Consider the following 20,034-nt stretch of genomic DNA (forward strand, 5'->3'; position numbering starts at 1 on the left):
ACAATAACAGTTTTAATAACATTCTTTACAACAATATAACAATATGCGAATTGTCGCAGACTTTTAACGAAAAATTGTCAGCGTGCGTTAAGTCAGTTGCTTTAAGGCATCTGCGTTAAGTCAACAAGGGAATTTCATCGAATGAGAAAAACTACCGTGCAATCGCTTTTGCTGGCTGGTAGTAGTTTATTTGCGTTTTCAGTTGCCGCTACAGGCGCTGCTGGCGTTGGTCAAGACCAAACTACTCCAGTGCAAGGCTTACATCATCATAATCCTAGTTTGGTTGCGTTTACCAATGCAACGTTAGTGACTGAACCGGGTACCCAAATTGAGAACGCAACGCTTGTCATCGAGAATGGCAAAATTCGTTCTATCGAGCGCAATAATCGCGCACCTGCGGGTGCGCGTGTTGTCGATGCAACGGGCTACACAATTTACCCAGGTTTTATTGACCCATTTAGTAACTATGGTGTCGAGCAACCTGCACGCTCGACGAATCGTGGACGTTCTGCGCCACCGGTGTACAGCAATCAGCGCGAAGGTGGCAATGCCGCCAATGCTGCAATTCATGCGCAGCGAGACTGGTACGAAACGTTTAAGCCAGACGCAAGTGCTGCGAAAAGCTATTTACAACAGGGCTTTACGACTGTGCAGAGTGCCCGTCTCGATGGTATTTTCCGCGGTCGTGCAACAACCGTTTCCTTAGCGGACACCTTGCCGAATACCGCTATTTACCAAGCGCAAACGCGCCACTTTGGTTCGTTTGACAAAGGTAGTTCACCACAGCAATACCCATCGTCATTAATGGGTTCGATTGCTCTGGTGCGGCAAACATTAGCCGACGTTGCTTGGTATCAAGAAGCAGCGGGTAAAGTTGCGAGTAACGGCCAAGTTGAATTTAATGCGGCGTTAGCGGCACTGCAAAACCTGCAAAGTACGGGCATGATCTTTCATGCGAGTAACGAGCAAAACTTGTTACGCGCGCAACAATTGTTTCAAGAATTCTCTGTGCCAGTGACCTTTGTTGGTTCTGGATATGAGTATGTGCGTTTAGACGATGTGAAAGCGACTGGCGCCAAGCTCATTCTGCCAATGACCTTCCCAGCCGCACCAGCGCTCGATGAGCAATTTGCGGAACTGGACGTGTCTTTGGCGCATTTGCGCCATTGGGAGCGCGCGCCTGGTAACCCTGCAGCGCTTGCGCAAGCGAATATCGACTTTGCTTTTACTTTAAACGGCGTTGATAAACCGCAGGAGTTTTGGACCAATGTACGCACCGCAGTAACCCATGGTCTGAGTAAAGATCGTGCTTTAGCTGCACTAACCACAACCGCGGCAGAAATTGCTGGGGTGGCGGACCAAAGCGGTAAAATCGCGAGCGGTTTTCGTGCTGACTTAGTGGTTAGTCGTGGTGATTTGTTTAGCGACGGCGAAATTGTATCGGTCTGGACGCAAGGCCAAGAGCATTCGTTTAAGCCGATGCACCCGGTGGATTTCAAAGGTACTTGGACCCTCACTGGTTTTGTGCCAAACGCGGAGATGCAAGAGTTTACTGTGAAAGTGAATGGTAATAGCCGTTTACAAGTTGAGCTGAGTCATGGTGAGCAGTCAGTGCGTGCAAGTCGTGTTGCGCAGGACGACGATCAATTGCGCTTTACAGTGAACCTAGAAGCATTTGGTGGTCAGGGTGTTTATCGCTTTGCTTTACGTCATTTGGCCTTGGGTCGATTAGGTGGCTCAGTGCAAACGGCCGACAATCAGGTTATGACGGTGACTGCTGAGCGTACGGAAGAAGCGAATTCAGCGGCGCGTGAAAATGGTGAAACGGCGGCCAAGCCAGAGTATGTCAGCCAGCTGACCTTCCCGAATATTGCCTTTGGACAAGCCGCGTTACCACAGCAGCAAAACCTGCATATTCGCAATGCGACTGTGTGGACGGCAGATGACCAGGGCGTGTTGGAGAATACCGACATTATTGTCCGGAATGGCTTAATTCATCGGATCGGTCAGAACCTGTCGACACCACGTGGTTATGACGTTATTGATGCAACCGGTCTGCATATTACGCCGGGTATTATTGACGAACATTCGCATATTGCGATCGCTCAGGGCGTGAACGAAGGCACCGAAGCAATCACTGCAGAGGTGCGGATCGGCGATGTCGTCAACCCAGACGACATTCACATTTACCGCTCACTGGCAGGCGGCACGACCATTGCTCACTTGTTGCATGGTTCGGCAAACCCTATCGGTGGTCAAGGGCAGGCGATTAAACTGCGTTGGGGTGCCAATGCGGAAGGGCTGAAGTTCAAAGAAACACCACCGACGATTAAAATGGCGTTGGGTGAGAACGTGAAACAAAGCAACTGGGGCGAGCATTACACGGTTCGCTACCCACAAACGCGTATGGGTGTGGCGAAAATTATTCAAGACGGCTTCCAACAAGCGCGTGAATACGCCGAACAGCACCGTGCCTATGAGCGTTTAAGTCGCGCTGAAAAGCGCCGCACTGCGCCTCCACGCCGTGACTACCGGATGGAAACCTTGCTGCAGATTCTTGAAAGCGAGCGTCACACCCATGTTCACTCGTATGTTGCCTCAGAAGTATTGGCGCTGATGGATGTGGTGGAACAGCAAGGCTTCCGAATTCATACCTTCACGCATATTTTGGAAGGTTACAAAGTTGCCAAAGAAATTGCTGAGCATGGTGCGCGGGCGTCAAGCTTTGCTGACTGGTGGGCATTTAAGATTGAAGCCTTTGATGCGATTCCGCAAAATGCCTGCTTGATGATGGAGCAAGGCGTGCACACAAGTATTAACTCGGATAGTAACGACTTACAGCGTCGTTTGAATACTGAGGCAGCGAAGTCAGTTCGCTATTGCGGCATGAGCGAGAATGATGCGTTAAAAATGATCACGCTACACCCCGCTGAACAGTTAGAAATTGCTGAGTATGTCGGCAGCATCACGGTCGGGAAACATGCTGATTTGGTGTTCTGGAATCATCATCCATTGTCGGCGTATGCGCAGGTACAACAAACTTGGATTGAAGGCCGTAAATACTTCGATCGCGAGCGCGATCAGCAGCTGCGTGCTGAACTCGCAGCGGAACGCACGGCGTTGATTCAGAAGGTTTTAGGTGCCGGTGAAGAAGCCCAGCGTGGTCATCGCAATGGTTATCGCGAACAGCAGCCAACGTGGCACTGTGAAGACCATTACGACGTATGGAACGACTGGTATCACGAAGAACATGCCCATGGCCATAGCCATGGACATCAGCACGGCTTCGGAGGAGCGCACTAATGAAACTTAAATCATTTTTATTCAGCCTAGGTCTCGTTGCGTTCGCTAGCCAAGCACATAATGTCGTGCCGGGTGCGCCGCAAGCAGGTCCTATTTTATTGCAAGGCGGAACCGTACACACGGTCACGCAGGGTCGTCTTGAGAATGCCGATTTGTTATTCGTGGACGGCAAAATTGTGGCGGTTGGTCAGAATCTTGAACTTCCGGCCGGCACAACAGTGATCGACGTTTCTGGTCAACAAGTGTATCCAGGGTTGATTGCCCTTGATACCACGTTAGGAATTATCGAGATTCCGGCGATTCGGGCCACAGTCGATACCAACGAAGTTGGTAATTTCACGCCTGAAGTTATGGCTCATCACGCGTTTAATTCGGACTCCGAAATTATTCCTACGATTCGCTATAACGGCGTGACTCATGCCCAAGTTGTACCGCAGGGGCCGCTGGTGCGTGGGCAATCGAGTTTAATGAAGCTGGATAGCTGGAACTGGCGTGACGCAATTGAAGTAAGCCCGAATGGCATGCACGTCACTTGGCCACGGGTGGGTTTGAACAACTCACCTTGGGAGCGTCGTTCGCCGGAACAACAACGCCAAGCACAACAAGAACAGCGTGAGCAATTAAAAACCTTGTTTGAAACCGCCAAGGTCTATCATCAAGCGCGGGAAAGTGGTGCTCAACAGCGGGTTGACCAACGTTGGGAAGCCATGCGCAGCTTGTTCAAAGGCGAACAGAAGCTGTTTGTGCATGCCGATGATCGGCGCCAAATTGAACAAGTGCTAGCATTTAACGAAGCGTATGGCTTCGAGTTAGTGATTGTTGGCGGTCGTGATTCGTGGATGATTGCCGACCAACTGGCGGCTGCCGATATCCCTGTAATTTTTGGTGCTGCATATGGTTTACCAGCGCGGGTTGATGAGGCCTATGACACGGCATTTAGTACGCCTAAAGTGTTGGCAGCAGCAGGCGTGGATTTTGCCATTGCTTATCCGGGCTTTTGGGATGTACGTAACCTCGCATTTGCTGCCGGCAATGCGGTTGCTTATGGCTTAGACTACGACCAAGCGGTTGCGGCGGTAACATACGGTCCGGCGAAAATCCTTGGTGTTGAGGATCGTCTCGGTAGCCTTGAAGCCGGTAAACAAGCGACTTTGATTGTCTCGAAAGGGGATGTTTTAGACCACCTTGGCCAAGACATTCAGTACATGTTTATTGATGGTCGTTTGGTTGATTTAAGCAACCGCCATTGGCAACTGTATCAGAAGTATCAAGAACGGATAAACGCTGAGTAATTAAAGCGTTTGAACATGACAGCAGTGGCAGCAATGGGTGTTGCCACTGCTTTTTTTTGTTATTTCTGGCAAATATACGGTTGTGTCGTTATGCTGATAACTGAGAATTAGTTTTCGACAGGGAGTTTGACGCATGTCATTGACAACCGAATACGCCAATGAGGGCAAGCAGTTTATCATTCATGTCAGTGGCCGATTTGATTTTTCCCGAGTACAGGAATTTCGTAAATCGTACGACGGCATGAAAGAATCAGTTCGGCAGGTGGTCATCGATTTTCGCAAAACAGAATATATCGACAGTTCTGGGCTTGGTATGTTGTTGAACATGCGGAAGTCGCTTGGCGTTGATGGGCGCAGTTATTACTTAATCAATTGCACGGCGAGTGTCCGCAAAGTTCTCGACATATCGCGTTTTGATAAACTTTTTGTGATTGACTGATGCTAGCACAGATTTTGCTCGTGCAATGTGACGAGCGTCCCAATGAAGCACTGCTGGAGAAACTTCAGCAGTCGCTTCAGTATGAGCTTCATACTTACCATCTTGAGCATGCGTTTGATGCGCTAGAGCGTGTAGAACCCGATCTTGTGCTATTTAACTTTGCCTTGACCCGCGACACCGACTTTTCCTTTTTATCCTCGCTGAAGCAAAGCACTAGCCCATTGTATTTACCGTTTATTGTTATTGCCAATGCGTTCGACGAGGTGGTACAACAAAATGCACTGTATGCTGGCGCGGATGACTTTCTGGTTCCGCCATTTAGCTCGGCATTGCTCTTCGCCAAGCTCGAAACTCATTTGCGAACTCGGCACTTAAGTCAGCGACTTATTGAAAAGAAAGAAAACCTAGCTTGGTATCAAGAGCGCCTGCGGCATGAACATTTAATTGTCCGTAACATGTTCAATAATGCGTTAAGTCGCAACCTGCAAGACTGTCAGCAAGTGGAAACCTTGCTGTTACCGCTTTCTTCATTCAATGGCGACCTCTATTTACTAGCCAAAGGGCCGCTTGGGAGTATTTATTTACTGCTTGGTGATTTCACTGGCCATGGCTTACCGGCAGCGATCGGCACGTTACCGACTTCGCAGACTTTTTTTGCGATGGCCAAACGCGGCGCTCCGATTGGTCAGATTGCCCATGAGATAAACCAACAGCTGCACAAATTATTACCGGAAAATATGTTCTTGTGTGCGACCCTAATGGAATTGTCGGCATCGGGGAACCGTGTGAGTTGGTGGAGTGGCGGTATGCCGCCGGCGTTGGTGATTGATGCGGACGATAGTATCAGTCAGGAACTGACGCCGCAGCACTTACCGCTGGGCATTTTACCACCGCAAGATTTCGAAGCCGGTATTACCATGACGCGTTTGGAAGAGGGTGCGCGGGTGATGCTATTTACCGACGGTGTCATTGAGATGGGTATCGGCCAAGGTAAACCACTCGATTACGAAGACTTCTATCAAATTTGCCAACAAAGCCGTTGGAATATGGCCGAGATTAAGCAACGCTTGGCCTTAGAGGTGATGCAGCGGGGAATTAATGATGATCTCTCGGTGATGCTGCTCCATTGCGTACCGACCGGCTATGCGCCGCGCTCGACGGAAGAAAAGCTACCGTCATTGCCATTTGAAATACGGGTGCATTTGACACCGAACGATATTCGTCATGTTGACCCTGTTGCGCAATTATTACGGGGACTCTCGCAGCTAGAAGGTTTTCCACATTTCAAAGCGCGCTTATACACGGCGCTCTCGGAAGCTTATAATAATGCCCTTGATCACGGCTTACTGCGGCTTTCGTCTGAGCTAAAAGACACGCCAGACGGCTTCGAGCAATACTATGAAGAACGCAACCGGCGACTCAGTAGCTTACATAGCGGCGCTATTGATATTACCCTAAGCTATCAACCGCCACATCGCTATTTACGCGTGGCGGTCAAAGACACCGGCCCAGGTTTTGCAGCGCAAACACAATTTACCCAGCGTAGCACCTATAGTTTTGGTCGTGGACTGCTCTTAATTAAAGAACTGGCGAATAATATTCGCTGGTTCGACCAAGGCCGCGGCATCGAATTTGATTTTCCACTGTTTGATGACGAGCAAGTGGCACCAACTAACCACCAGCCAGTTTTACCTTAAAGCCTTGTTGTTCCAAATAGGCCTTACATGCGTCGCGTTGGTCACCCTGAATTTCAATCGTAAATTCTTTGACACTACCGCCGACGCCGCAGCGTTGCTTCAGCGCTTTAGCGAGCGTTTTTAAGGCCTCAGGGTCAAGTTCAAGACCGCGAATAACAGTGACACCTTTACCTTTTCGCCCTTTGGTTTCACGTTGGATGCGAACAATGCCGTCGCCTTTGGGCGGCTGTTGGTTTTCCTTCTCTGGTTCAATTCGACCCGCGTCAGTGCTATAGACGAGGGTGGAAAGTTGGTCGCGTAAGGACATGGTTTACTCCGAGTTCACAGCTTGCGGATTTATTTGACAGATCTTATAGATACTGACACTCTTAGGTCATTATAGAATATACCGGCCATGCCAAGAAAGATAACGTTATGAAATTACAACAACTGCGTTATATCGTTGAAGTCCTGAACAATAAGCTCAATGTATCTGCAACAGCAGAGGCTCTTTACACCTCTCAGCCTGGTATTAGTAAGCAAGTGCGCATGCTCGAAGACGAACTTGGTGTGCAGATATTTGGACGCAGCGGCAAGCATTTAACCCATGTAACACCAGCTGGTGAAGATGTTATTCAGATCGCGCGGGAAATCCTGACGCGCGTCGAAGGAATTAAAGCCGTTGCCGCTGAACACACGCGACCGGATCAAGGCCATTTGAATATCGCCACAACCCATACGCAAGCGCGTTATGCGTTGCCAGATGTGATTCGCGGCTTTATGAGCAAATATCCGGATGTGTCATTACACATGCATCAGGGGTCACCCGAACAAATTAGCGGGTTTGCGGCGTCGGGCAAGGCGGATTTTGCCATCGCCACAGAAGCACTGCATTTGTATCAAGATTTAATTATGCTGCCGTGTTATCACTGGAATCGCAGTATTTTGGTGCCGCCTGGACATCCGCTGAGCGAGTTGAAAAAAGTGACTATTGAACAACTTGCCGATTATCCGTTAGTAACCTATGTGCATGGTTTTACTGGCCGCTCACGCCTTGACCAAGCATTTAATCAGGCCGGATTAAAGCCAAAAATTGTGTTTACGGCCACCGACGCCGACGTGATTAAAACCTACGTGCGGATGGGGCTTGGTATTGGCGTAATAGCCACGATGGCTTACGAGCCGAACAAGGATAATGACCTGATTGCTTTGCCTGCGGATCACTTGTTTGCGCCGAGTACGACGAAAATTGGTTTTCGCCGCGGGGTATTTTTACGCGGGTACATGTATGATTTTATTGAGCGCTTTGCACCACATTTGCAGCGTCAGGTGGTTGATCATGCGGTTTCGTTACGCGACAACGATGCCATCGAAAAATACTTTAAGAACCACCAGCTACCAACCTATTAATTGCCTCGAGGCTAGCGCTGATAAGCAATAAAAATGCCGCGTTCGCAGAGTTGCAAACACGGCATTTTTTTAATGCCTTCTTACTATTTTTTAATACGCAGATGAGCGTTTTAACACTCGATAATGTTCACCGCTAAACCACCGCGGGCGGTTTCTTTGTATTTACTCTTCATATCGTTGCCTGTGTCCCACATGGTTTTAATCACCTTGTCGAGGGAGACCTTGTGCTCGCCACTGCCGCGTAGGGCCAAGCGTGCGGCATTAATTGCTTTGACGGCTCCCATGGCATTGCGCTCAATGCATGGCACTTGAACGAGACCGCCAACCGGATCACAGGTGAGTCCGAGGTTATGTTCCATACCGATTTCGGCGGCATTTTCAACCTGACCGATATCACCGCCCATCAGCTCGGCTAGCGCACCCGCAGCCATTGAACAGGCAACCCCAACTTCACCTTGGCAACCAACTTCAGCACCGGAAATTGACGCATTCTTTTTGTAGAGAATACCGATGGCTGCAGAGGTTAATAAGAACCGAGTGATGGCATCGCAGTCGAGTGGTTGGATAAACTTGTCTGCATATTTCATGACCGCGGGGATAATACCTGCTGCACCATTCGTTGGTGCGGTGACAACGCGTCCACCGGCAGCGTTCTCTTCGTTCACTGCAAGTGCGAACAGATTCACCCAGTCCATGACTTGCATGGGGTCAGCAGATTTTTCTGTTTTTAAACGCTGATACAGGTCAGGCGCACGGCGACGAACTTTCAAACCGCCAGGCAGAATACCTTCGGTCTGAATACCGTTGGAAATACATTCGTCCATGACCTGCCAAATATGCAGCAGGCCATCGTTAATCTCTTTCTTGCTGCGAAACACCAGTTCATTGTGCATCATCAGTGTGCTGATGCGCATGCCGTGCTCTTTGCATTTCTGAATGAGTTCATTGGCACTGTCAAATGAATAGGGAATCGGTTTTGAGCTTTGCTCAATGGCCTCTTCGAGGCTTTCATCGAAATCTGCATCGCGGACAATGAAGCCGCCGCCAATCGAATAATAAAGGTCTTTAAAAAGTACGTCGTCGCCTTGGTAAACCCGCAATTCCATCGCGTTGGCATGCTTGGGCATGGTTTTGCGGCGATGAAAGGTAATTGCGCCTTTGGCTGGGAACGTTATTTCATGCTCGCCAAGTAATGTTAGTCGCTCATGTTTGGCGACGTCGGCAAGAAATGCGTCGACTTTGCTGGTGTCGACGGTTTCTGGGCTTTCCCCAGCCAGTCCGAGAATGACCGCTTTGCCAGTGCCGTGGCCGACACCGGTTTGACCCAATGAACCAAATAGCTCAACTTCAACAGCCGTTACTTTATCCAGGCCTATGTTGGTTTTCACGTGCTCTAAAAACTCGCGAGCAGCACGCATAGGACCAACAGTATGAGAACTTGAAGGACCAATACCTACTTTATAAATGTCGAACACGCTAATCATTACTTCATACTCCCTTTCTTTATAGAGCGATAGTGTGGGGATAAAAACAGATTTCTGCAAGTACCAAGCAACTGGTCGGTCACCTCGTTACTGGCAAGTGTTCATAAATCGGGCAATTGCCGAACCAGATGTTGGCGCTCTGGATAAATTTGATCAGCAAGGCGACGAATAATGGCGGCGGTGGCGCCCCAGATTAGTTGCCCTTGATAAGGGATAAATACCAGCTCATGGTAAAGCAGGCGTTTTACCCGTTGGGTATAGTAGTGCTCATGGTTGAGTAGGGTTACGAGCGGTACCCGCAGAATTTCGGCTACTTCACCAGGGTCGGGCTGAAACATGAGGTCACTCGGTAATATGCCAATATAAGGGTGAATCAGCGAGCGGGATAAAACCGGTTGCGTTGGAAGATCACCGATAATTTCAATTTGTTGGGCATGAATGCCGAGTTCTTCTTCAGCTTCGCGTAATGCCGTTGCGAGTAAATCGACGTCAGCGCGTTCATGACGGCCACCGGCAAAGCAAATTTGATGAGCGTGTTGGCGCATATGTGCAGGGCGCCGGGTTAACACAAAGTGCAAACCGTTGTCTTGCTCTTGCAAGGCAACAAGTACCGCTGATGGCTTTAGCGGATGTGATTGCCAGTTGACTTCAGGCCGGCTGCTGAGGGCAAAACGCTGCAAGAACTCGGCTCGATTCATGCGGACCTCTGTGACTGCGACAATGAAGTGAGTACCGGCAGAATTTTAGCCACTTTGTCGAATGTTTCTTGGTATTCGCGCTCGGCGACCGAATCAATTACTATCCCGCCGCCGGCCCAGCAGTAAATTTTGTTGTGTACGCAACACAGGGTGCGAATGGTAATGCTGGTGTCGCTGTGGCCATGCAAACTAAAGTAACCAATGCTGCCGCAATAGACCGATCGACGATGAGGCTCAAGCTGATCAATAATTTCCATTGCTCGAATTTTCGGCGCACCGGTAATTGAGCCGCCAGGAAATGCAGCGCTGAGTAAATCGAGTGACTGCGCGTCGGCAGGTAATTGACCCACCACAGTGCTGACTAAATGATGCACGGCATTAAAGCTTTCAATTGCAAAAAGTTTGCGGACTTGGACTGAGCCCGGCAAGCAGACGCGACTTAAATCGTTACGCAGCAGGTCGACAATCATTAAGTTTTCCGCCTGATCCTTACTGGAGTGACGGAGCGCATTTATTTGTGCCTGATCGTCAGTTGGATCTTCGCGCCGCGGCAAAGTGCCTTTAATTGGTTTGGTTTCGACGCGGCCGTTCGCGTCCACCTGTAAAAAGCGCTCAGGCGATAAACTTAAAATTACGCCTTGTGGTAGCTTAATCCAAGCGGAAAAGGGCGCGTGATTGGCTCTGCGCAAGTGCACATATGCCTGCCACGGGTCACCACTAAAGTCAGCTTGAAAGCGCTGCGCAAAATTGATTTGGTAACAATCGCCGGCACGCAAAAACTCATGGATTTGACCGATGCGTTGCATGTATTGGTCGGCACTGACGTTACTTTGCCAGTCGGAGGTTAAACGGAACTCTGGGTTTTCTGAGCGAACGCCGTTCGGACGCCAGAACGCTGTCGGTGAATCAGCAGAGTCACTCGGTTGCAGCGCAAAACAACGCTGCTCTTGGTGGTCGATAATCAAGGCGTGCAGATAATAGCCGACCGCTAAATCGGGTAGGTCGATGTCTTGTTCCGCCATGTTTGGTAGCTGTTCGAGGGTGCGGCCTAGGTCGTAGCCAAAGAGGCCGGCTAAGCCACCTTGAAAGGGCAGATGTTGGTACTCTGCCGGCAGCGGTTTGAGTTGCTTGTTGGTTAAAAAATCACGCAATTGGGCGAATGGTTGTTGGCTCGAACTGCCGTCAGACTCAGGCCAACAAAAGGTTTGTTGCGGGTGACGGAGTAAAATATCGAAACGACTATTTGGGTGTTTAGCATCGGCAGAATCGAGCAGTATTGCCCATGGCTCATGGGCAAAGTGTTGAAAAATCGCCAAGGTGTCATGCCAGTCTGCGTAGGGTAACTCAACAATGGCTAGCTCAACATTTGATTGCATGAAAAGGTCTTCTCCGGATAAGTCGAATGCCAGTTATAAGCGGTTGCAATACTGGCAGCTCTTTGCATAACAGAGTATCATAAAGGCGATTATCCAGCACAGTCTATCACCGCCGAAAAAGAGGTTTGGCATGGCACTTATTCGACAACAAGATTTTATCGATAGCATCGAAGATGCACTGCAATTTATCTCCTATTATCACCCTCTCGATTTCGTGAATGCGCTTGCCGAAGCGCATGCGAAAGAGCAAAGCGAAGCTGCAAAAAATGCAATTGCTCAAATGCTTGTTAACTCGCGCATGTCGGCCCAAGGACATCGTCCATTGTGTCAAGACACCGGCATTGTGACCTGCTTTGTTAAAGTGGGTATGGACGTGCAGTGGGACAAAACTGACCTGACCGTGCAACAAATGGTTGATGAAGGCACGCGTCGCGCGTACTTGAATCCAGATAACCCATTACGTGCATCGATTGTTGCAGACCCAGCAGGTGGTCGTAAAAACACCAAAGACAACACCCCAGCGGTAGTGCATATCGATATGGTGCCAGGTGGTGAAATCGAAGTGGCCATTGCGGCGAAAGGTGGCGGGTCGGAAAACAAAACGAAAATGGCCATGCTAAACCCAAGCGACTCGATTGCAGATTGGGTTGTAGAAACATTACCCAAAATGGGTGCAGGCTGGTGTCCGCCGGGTATGCTTGGTATTGGTATCGGTGGTACCGCAGAAAAATCGGCAGTGCTGGCGAAAGAGTCCTTAATGGACCCTGTGGACATTCAAGAGCTGATTGCGCGTGGTCCGGAGACCGCTGAAGAAGAGTTGCGCTTAGAGATTTACAACCGGGTGAATCAATTGGGCATTGGTGCTCAGGGTTTAGGCGGTTTAACAACTGTGGTTGACGTCAAAATTAAGTCGATGCCGACTCACGCAGCCTCAAAGCCAGTTACTATGATTCCAAACTGCGCGGCGACTCGGCATGTGCATTTCCATTTAGACGGCAGTGGTCCAGCTAATTTGCAACCACCAAAATTAGAGGACTGGCCGGACATTACCTTTGAAGTTGGCGACAATGCGCGTCGGGTGAATTTAGACACCTTAACTGCTGCCGACGTTAAAGATTGGAAAATGGGTGAAACCGTTTTGCTTTCGGGCAAGCTCTTAACCGGTCGCGATGCTGCTCACAAGCGCATTAAAGACATGCTAGATAAAGGCGAAGAGTTGCCGGTCGACTTCAGTAACAAGTTTATTTATTACGTTGGCCCCGTTGATCCAGTGGGTGACGAAGTGGTTGGCCCAGCAGGCCCAACAACTGCAACACGCATGGACAAGTTTACCGACCTGATGCTTGAGCAAACCGGTATTATTGGCATGATAGGCAAAGCTGAACGTGGTCCACAAACGGTCGAAAGTATCGCCAAGCACAAAGCGGTGTACTTGATGGCAGTGGGTGGTGCAGCTTATTTGGTGGCGAAAGCAATTAAACAAGCAAAAGTTGTGGCGTTTGAAGACCTCGGTATGGAAGCTATCTACGAATTTGAAGTCGAAGATATGCCGGTGACGGTTGCGGTGGACAGTGAAGGTAACAACGCACACCAAGCAGGTCCGGCAATTTGGGCGGTGAAGATCGCCGAAATGGAAAGCTAAGTTCAGAACCCATAACAATAACAACAACGAACGGAAACCTATGTCGCTGAACGACGATTTGTTTTTGCTAGTGTTGGCCAGCATCGCGGTTACTGCGGTGCTGGTTAGTCTACCCTGGTGGTTGAGCCACCGAGCCTTGCTACAAGAGCGTGCGCGTGAACGTGAGCGTGATTTAGAGCAGGTTGAGCAGCTACGCAATGCTGAGCAAAAGCTGCAAGAGCGCCTCGAGCAAGAGCAAAAAGAAACGCAGCACTGGTATACCGAGCATGAAAAGCTGCTGGTTGCGCATCAGCGTGAGCAGCAGCATTTACAAGAAAAAATTCAGTTACTGGAGAAGAGCGAAGCGCGTCTTGAGAAAGAGTTCGAGAATCTCGCGAATCGCATCTTTGAACAGAAAACCGCCGCACTTGAGCAGCGACAAGAAAAGTCGCTTGCGTCAACGTTAAGTCCTCTGCAAAAACAGCTCGAAGGTTTTCGTCAGCAAATCGCCCAGCAGTTTAGTGACGAAACGAAGCAACGAGCGGGTTTGCAGCAAGAAATTTCGAGTTTGCGTCAGTTGAATCAGCAAATGAGTGCTGAAGCAGAAGCGCTGACCCGTGCGTTAAAAGGCGACACACGCCAGCAGGGAACCTGGGGAGAAGTCGTACTTGAGCGTATTTTGCAGCAATCGGGATTGCGTGAAGGGCGTGAATATACCATTCAAAGCCAGCACCGCAACGATGACGGCAAGCGTTATCGGCCAGACGTCATTGTCCATTTGCCGAAAGAAAAAGACGTGATCATTGACTCAAAAGTATCGCTGTCGGCGTACGAGCGTTATTTTAACAGCGATGATGACAGTGTTCGCGCACAGGCTTTAAACGAACATGTCCAGTCACTACGTAATCATATTCGAGAGCTTGGCAAAAAAAGCTATCAACAACTGGATGGGGTTCGCACACTCGATTATGTGTTGTTATTTGTGCCCATTGAGCCGGCTTTTTTACTCGCCGTTGATCGTGATCCAGAGCTCATCAAGCTCGCCCTTGATCAACACATCATGTTGGTGAGTCCGACCAATTTGTTAGTGGCGCTGCGTACCGTGAATAATATCTGGCAGTATGAGCAGCAGAACCAAAATGCACAACGGATTGCTCAGGATGCGGCTCGCTTATACGACAAATTTGCGAATTTTGTCGACGACTTACAAAAGATCGGGCAAGCGCTGGAAGGTACCCGTAAACATTGGGACGCGGCTATGAATAAACTGAGCACGGGTCGCGGTAACTTATTAGGACGGGTTGAGAAGTTTCGTGAACTCGGCGTGCAGCCAGCCAAGCAAATTGACCGCAATCTCTTGGCTGACGACGATACAACGAGTCCTGACGAATCAGAACGTTAAACCGACTGTGAGCATAATTCCAGAGGCACCGAAAAGCGTCATCTCCGCACTCACTTGCTTATATTGAGCACCTAACATCGGAATAATCGCTGGCGCAATACCGAGTTGATTAAACGGAATCTTATGTTGGTATTGGCCACGATAGCCATGAATAAACCCGCCCGTGACCTTGAGATAGGTTTGAATATACTCGTTACTGACGAGGTTCTGGCGGACGCCACCGTATAAATAGGTGGTGTTCTGGTGAAACGAGTTACGAAAAAAAGCCACACCAACGAGCGGCCGGGCATAATCAAAAGCGTCGTGAAAGCGCTGTGTGCGCTCTTCTGGCAGGCGTTTGCCATAGACTTCAAAGCCCACTAAGTTCTGGTGATTGTTGTGCTCTGGCTTGGGGTTGAAATGCGTGGTCCAAACCGAGGTTTGCACTTTGTAGTAATAATCTTCGCTGCCGTCTTGGCTAAAGTCGAGCCATGAAAAATCGAGCGAGGCCGCTTGCGCAGAGACGCTTGAGAACAACAACACACTTGCGAATACGACTTTTTTCCAGTTCATTACAACTCGATTTCCTTAAACATCCGACCAGATCATACGTAAACTCACTGACGCGAAGCAAGAAATTGATTGTAAGTATTTGTACAATTGTTGCCGGTTGCGAAACTTCGCTTTACACTGACCTTATGCACTCGTAACAGTATGAACCAATAACAATAAATTAGCTGTGGCATCATGCGTTTAAAACACATTAAGCTTGCGGGCTTTAAATCATTCGTCGACCCAACCAAAGTCGCTTTTCCGGAGCAGATGACTTGTATTGTTGGGCCAAACGGCTGCGGCAAATCAAATGTTATTGATGCAGTACGTTGGGTCTTGGGAGAAAGTTCAGCGAAGAACCTCCGTGGCGACGCCATGACGGATGTTATTTTCAACGGCTCGCAGGCGCGGAAACCGGTGTCACAAGCCAGTGTTGAGCTCGTGTTTGATAACAGCTCTGGCCGTATCCAAGGTGAATTCGCTGCGTTTAACGAAATTTCAGTGAAACGTGTGGTCACCCGCGACGGTCAATCGATTTATCTCCTCAATGGCGCCAAGTGTCGGCGCCGTGATATCACCGATCTCTTTTTAGGTACCGGCCTTGGGCCGCGTAGTTACGCGATTATCGAACAAGGTATGATTTCGCGTTTAATTGAGTCGCGCCCGCAAGAGTTGCGCGTGTTTATCGAAGAAGCCGCGGGGATTTCGAAGTATAAAGAGCGGCGCAAAGAGACCGAAAGCCGGATGAATCGGACTCGTGATAACCTTGAGCGCTTAACCGATGTTCGTGATGAGCTCGGTCAGCAGTTAGCCAAACTGCAACGGCAGGCCGCGGCTGCACAACGCTATAAAACGTTAAAAGCCCAAGAGCGGGAGTTAAAAGCGCAGTTGCAGGCGCTGCGTTGGCTACACTATCAAGCGCAGTGCGACCAACTGGAATTGCGCGTACAAACAGAAGAAACGGAATTGCAGCGTTGGGTTGCTGAACAACGCGGTAGTGAGCGTGGGCAAACTGAATTGCGTGAACAGGAAGCGGCATTTAAGCAAGCGGTGGATGATATTCAGCAGCAGTTTTTCCGCTTGAATACGGAAACAACGCGCATCGAGCAACAAATCCAGCATAGTCGAACGATGCAACAACAGCGACAGCAGCAAATTGCCCACCAACAGCGGCAACTTAATGATTTGGCTGACAGCTTAACCGCAGACCAAGAAGAACTCGAACAGTTAGCCTTTGGGCGCGAAGAGCTTGATGCGCTGTTACAAGAGCAAGGCGAGTTAAAATTGCTCGCGGAAGCGCGTGTAGAAAGTGCCGAAGAAGAGCTTCAGAACTGGCAAGATGCCTGGCATCAATGGCAGCAACGACAACATGAAAGCCAGCGCGAGCATGCTTTGCAGCAAGCTGAGATTAATGCTGCACAGCAACTGATAGCCCGACTGGAAGCGCGAAGCCAAGCGATTACCCATGAATTGGCGGAAATTCCAACGTTAGAGCCAGCACAACAGCAAGCGTTGGCAGCCGAAGTTGAGCAATTAGAGCAAGAACAACAAGCGGCTCAAACTGAACTTCAACGCCTGGATGCTGAGAAAGTTAAAACGCAAGAGCAGTTGCGCCAGGGACAACAACGAATTGATGCCGAACGCCAGCATGGACAAGAATTAGCCGGGCGGATTAGCTCGCTACAGACCTTACTCGAGAGTCAAGGTGAAGTCAGTTCTGCAGAAGTCGCAGGAGCAGAAGGACTACTCCATGAACTCCTACAGCTTCCTCCGGATTATCAAGCAGCAGCGGAACAGGCCTTAGCGCAGTTCCTCGCGTTACCTGTACTCAGCAGTGGCAGTGACTTGGTTGCAAATACATTGCAAGCAAGTTCTGAATTCCGGGCGCCAGATTATTCACTTGCAGCACAACAGCAGGGTGTTTGTGCGCAATTGCCGCTGCTTGGTCATTTTGCGCTGGCCGCAAATGCAGAAGCAGCGTCGGCATTACTGGCCGCGCATACAGTCTTATTGGCGGTGTTGTTACCGAACGGGGAAGTCCGTGGGCGAGCCTGGTGGTTAGGGGCGAGTGCGCGAGAAGGCGCATTACAATGGCAGCAACAACTGCAAGCGACTCTTGCCGAGCGCGACGAGGTGTTAGAACGGCTCGATGATGAGCAAGCCGCCCGTGCCGAAATTGAGCAGTTACTGCAGCAAACCGCGACCATGCATGAACAGCAACAGCAACGTTTGCATGCTGCAGGCGCCCAGTTAGCACAAAAGCGGGAACGGCTAGCAGCCTTCACGGAACAACAGCAAGCGACGGCAAGTCGGCGTGAGCGTTTACGAGCGGAGCAGGACGAGACAGCACTGCAGTTATTGGCGCAACAAGAACGTATTGAACAAGCAGAGATTAAGCTGCTGACGTTTGCCGAGCGTTCGTTTGAGGACGAGCCAGAGCTAGAGCGATTGCAACTGCGCGGTGAAGACCTCAAGCGTGCATTACAACAACACAAGCAGGCGCTGCAAGAAGCACAGCAAGCGTTTCATCAAACACAATTGCAGCATTCACAGTTGTCATCACGAATGCAGCACCTTGAGCAAGGTATTCGCCGCCACCAACAGCAACAGGAACAGTTAACTGAGCATTTGCGTAGTTTAGAAGACAGCGAGCAAGAACAAGCCGATTTAGAACTGCTAGGTGAAGAGCTGGCGCAAAAGCTGTTGGCGCGAGAAGAAGTCGAAATGCAGCTACAAGAGGCTCGCGAGCGCTTAGCGGGCGTCAGTGAAGAGTTGCAGGTGCTCAATCAAGGTCAGAGTGCGGTGCTGGAGCGCATTGCCCGTCAGCAAGAACGTGTACAGGCTGGGAAACTTGAGCTAGCAACCGCGCGCGAGCGCGGACATGCGTTACTCGACGCGCTGCAAGAGATGGACATTGCGCTAAAAAGTGTCTTGGAAACCTTGCCTGAGGACGCAGAAGAGAAACTCTGGCAGCAGCGGTTAGAAGACACCTCGCGGAAGATTCAACAGCTTGGCGCGATTAACTTAGCCGCGCTCGAAGAAGTTGAGGTACAGGCAGAACGGAAAGCGTATCTTGATGCCCAGCATGAAGACTTAACGGCGTCGTTAACAACCCTCGAAGATGCGATTAAGAAAATTGATCGAGAGACCCGACAACGCTTCAAAGCGACTTTTGATCAAGTTAATAGCGATTTACAGCAACTGTTTCCGAAAGTCTTTGGTGGAGGTCAGGCTTATCTTGATTTAACCGAAGACGATTTATTAGAAACGGGTGTCACTATTATGGCGCGGCCGCCGGGGAAAAAGAACTCAACGATTCATTTGTTGTCTGGTGGAGAGAAGGCATTAACCGCGTTGGCGCTGGTGTTTGCGATTTTCAGACTGAACCCAGCTCCGTTTTGTTTATTGGACGAAGTCGATGCACCGTTGGACGATGTTAACGTTGGGCGTTTTTGTCGCTTAGTGCAGGAAATGTCACAGTCGGTGCAATTTATTTACATTAGCCATAATAAAATTGCGATGGAAATGGCCCTGCATTTGGCTGGGGTCACCATGCAAGAGCCAGGCGTTTCGCGCTTGGTAGCAGTTGATGTCGAAGAAGCGCTTGCTTTAGCTGAAGCCTAAGGCAAGCTAACCCCGTGATTGTACTTGGGGATGGTCAGGGTTCTAGCGGTTTGCGGGCGCTCACAGTTTAGGGATGCGCGGGCAGGGGAATTTGTGCGATACTCGCATGAGAACAATAAAGCCCGAAGATGGGCAAAGCAGATAAATAGGTAAAGGCAGCAATGGATAACTTACGGGTCGTTCTTATTCTAGTTGGCATCGCATTGATTATCGGCTTAGTCGTGCACGGACTGTGGACCTTGCAAAAGAACAGTCGGCAAGGGCGGGCGAGTCGCGAGTCTTTACACCGCAAACGTCAAAACTATGCGGGCGAGCAAGCAGATTTGCTTGATCAACCAGAAGGCGAACGGGCGCAATCTGAACGAGATTTTGACGACCTCGGCGTTGGCAAAGTAAAAACTCGCAAGCGTGGCGAGCGCGAGTATCCGCAAGCAGCTGACGGACAAAACCCGACGGTCGACTCAGCAGACGAGGTCGTCGCCGCAACCAGCGCTGCACAAGCTGATGAATCCCTGTCAGAAGAACCTGCACCGACTTTGCGTGCAAGCCACGATGTGGGAATGTCGGAAGCAGCTCCAGAAGCAGTGCCGTCGATTCGTGCCCAGCGTGACGACCAACCCAATGAAGCCGAACAACTAGCCATTGGCTTGCCTGATGCGCACGAAGGCGAAGAAATTCCAGAGCCACCAAAAGAAGAAGTGATTACCTTGTATGTGTCTGGTGACATCAAAGGACAAGTGCTGCTACAAACCGTCACTGAACTCGGTATGAAGTTTGGTGAATTAGATATTTTCCATCGCTACGAGCAGCCGTCAGGTCGTGGGCCTCTGCTGTTCCGTATGGCCAATATGTACAACCCAGGCACGTTTGACCTTGATAATTTGGAAAACTTTACCGCCCGAGGCGTCGTGCTGTTTATGACCTTGCCGTTGAAGTATGACGGCCACAAAGCCTTTACCATGATGTACAATGCCGCCAATAAAATTGCTGAGGCGATGCCTCGTGCTGCGGTGCTCGATGCCAATCGTAACCCGATGACGAAGCAATCAGTACAGCATACCTATCAGAAAATTCGCGAGTTTGAGCGGCGGCAAAAAATTGCCGGCTTGCGCCAACAGTAAGCATTAGGCGAAGGAGTCCCGCGGATTCCTTCGTTGCCGTTTCGAACATAGCCAGTG

The 20,034-nt window shown here is 49.9% G+C and carries 14 protein-coding genes; 9 read left to right on the plus strand and 5 right to left on the minus strand.

Going from position 1 to position 20,034, the window contains the following annotated elements; translation table 11 throughout:
• The first annotated feature begins 141 nt into the window (after positions 1-141).
• From CWE06_RS00730 to CWE06_RS00745, 4 genes are all read left to right on the plus strand, one after another.
• Positions 142-3,303 (plus strand): amidohydrolase family protein, encoded by a 3,162-nt coding sequence (locus tag CWE06_RS00730; RefSeq protein ID WP_126790398.1) that lies wholly within the window; start codon positions 142-144, stop codon positions 3,301-3,303.
• Positions 3,303-4,595, plus strand: a complete 1,293-nt coding sequence (locus tag CWE06_RS00735; RefSeq protein ID WP_126790399.1) for an amidohydrolase family protein — start codon at positions 3,303-3,305, stop codon at positions 4,593-4,595. The genes CWE06_RS00730 and CWE06_RS00735 overlap by 1 nt, the downstream gene beginning before the upstream one ends.
• Positions 4,596-4,728: 133 nt before the next feature.
• Positions 4,729-5,034 (plus strand): STAS domain-containing protein, encoded by a 306-nt coding sequence (locus tag CWE06_RS00740; RefSeq protein WP_126790400.1) that lies wholly within the window; start codon positions 4,729-4,731, stop codon positions 5,032-5,034.
• A complete protein-coding gene (locus tag CWE06_RS00745) occupies positions 5,034-6,731 on the plus strand; it encodes an ATP-binding SpoIIE family protein phosphatase (protein WP_126790401.1) in 1,698 nt (565 codons plus the stop codon). Before CWE06_RS00740 ends, CWE06_RS00745 begins: the two co-directional genes overlap by 1 nt.
• On the opposite strand, the gene yciH is transcribed toward CWE06_RS00745, so the two are convergent.
• Positions 6,706-7,038, minus strand: a complete 333-nt coding sequence (gene yciH, locus CWE06_RS00750) for a stress response translation initiation inhibitor YciH (RefSeq protein ID WP_126790402.1) — start codon at positions 7,036-7,038, stop codon at positions 6,706-6,708. The genes CWE06_RS00745 and yciH overlap by 26 nt on opposite strands.
• A gap of 107 nt (positions 7,039-7,145) precedes the next feature.
• Here yciH and cysB point away from each other — a divergent pair, with 107 nt between their 5' ends.
• Entirely contained in the window at positions 7,146-8,120 is a 975-nt protein-coding gene (cysB, locus tag CWE06_RS00755) for an HTH-type transcriptional regulator CysB (RefSeq protein ID WP_126790403.1), read from the plus strand.
• Between the two features lie 110 nt (positions 8,121-8,230).
• Here the strand turns inward: cysB and CWE06_RS00760 are convergent, their stop codons facing one another.
• The 3 genes from CWE06_RS00760 to pabB all read right to left on the minus strand — a co-directional run bounded on the left by CWE06_RS00760 (position 8,231) and on the right by pabB (position 11,678).
• Positions 8,231-9,604, minus strand: a complete 1,374-nt coding sequence (locus CWE06_RS00760; protein ID WP_126790404.1) for an L-serine ammonia-lyase — start codon at positions 9,602-9,604, stop codon at positions 8,231-8,233.
• Between the two features lie 101 nt (positions 9,605-9,705).
• Positions 9,706-10,302, minus strand: coding sequence for a CoA pyrophosphatase (locus CWE06_RS00765; protein ID WP_126790405.1), 597 nt, complete (start codon positions 10,300-10,302; stop codon positions 9,706-9,708).
• A complete protein-coding gene (gene pabB / locus CWE06_RS00770; RefSeq protein WP_126790406.1) occupies positions 10,299-11,678 on the minus strand; it encodes an aminodeoxychorismate synthase component I in 1,380 nt (459 codons plus the stop codon). Before pabB ends, CWE06_RS00765 begins: the two co-directional genes overlap by 4 nt.
• Before the next feature lie 130 nt (positions 11,679-11,808).
• Here pabB and CWE06_RS00775 point away from each other — a divergent pair, with 130 nt between their 5' ends.
• Together CWE06_RS00775 and rmuC are read left to right on the plus strand one after the other, a co-directional pair.
• A complete protein-coding gene (locus CWE06_RS00775) occupies positions 11,809-13,320 on the plus strand; it encodes a fumarate hydratase (RefSeq protein WP_126790407.1) in 1,512 nt (503 codons plus the stop codon).
• 40 nt (positions 13,321-13,360) lie between these two features.
• Positions 13,361-14,701 (plus strand): DNA recombination protein RmuC, encoded by a 1,341-nt coding sequence (gene rmuC, locus CWE06_RS00780; protein ID WP_126790408.1) that lies wholly within the window; start codon positions 13,361-13,363, stop codon positions 14,699-14,701.
• Here rmuC and CWE06_RS00785 read toward each other — a convergent pair.
• Positions 14,690-15,253 (minus strand): sn-glycerol-3-phosphate transporter, encoded by a 564-nt coding sequence (locus CWE06_RS00785; protein ID WP_241972435.1) that lies wholly within the window; start codon positions 15,251-15,253, stop codon positions 14,690-14,692. The genes rmuC and CWE06_RS00785 overlap by 12 nt on opposite strands.
• Before the next feature lie 174 nt (positions 15,254-15,427).
• Between CWE06_RS00785 and smc the strand changes: the two genes are divergently transcribed.
• Positions 15,428-18,856, plus strand: a complete 3,429-nt coding sequence (gene smc / locus CWE06_RS00790) for a chromosome segregation protein SMC (RefSeq protein ID WP_126790409.1) — start codon at positions 15,428-15,430, stop codon at positions 18,854-18,856.
• Between the two features lie 161 nt (positions 18,857-19,017).
• A complete protein-coding gene (gene zipA, locus CWE06_RS00795; protein WP_126790410.1) occupies positions 19,018-19,977 on the plus strand; it encodes a cell division protein ZipA in 960 nt (319 codons plus the stop codon).
• Positions 19,978-20,034 lie beyond the last annotated feature (57 nt).

Origin of the sequence: Aliidiomarina haloalkalitolerans (genome assembly GCF_003987315.1) — a bacterium.
In the GTDB taxonomy this organism is placed as follows: domain Bacteria; phylum Pseudomonadota; class Gammaproteobacteria; order Enterobacterales; family Alteromonadaceae; genus Aliidiomarina; species Aliidiomarina haloalkalitolerans.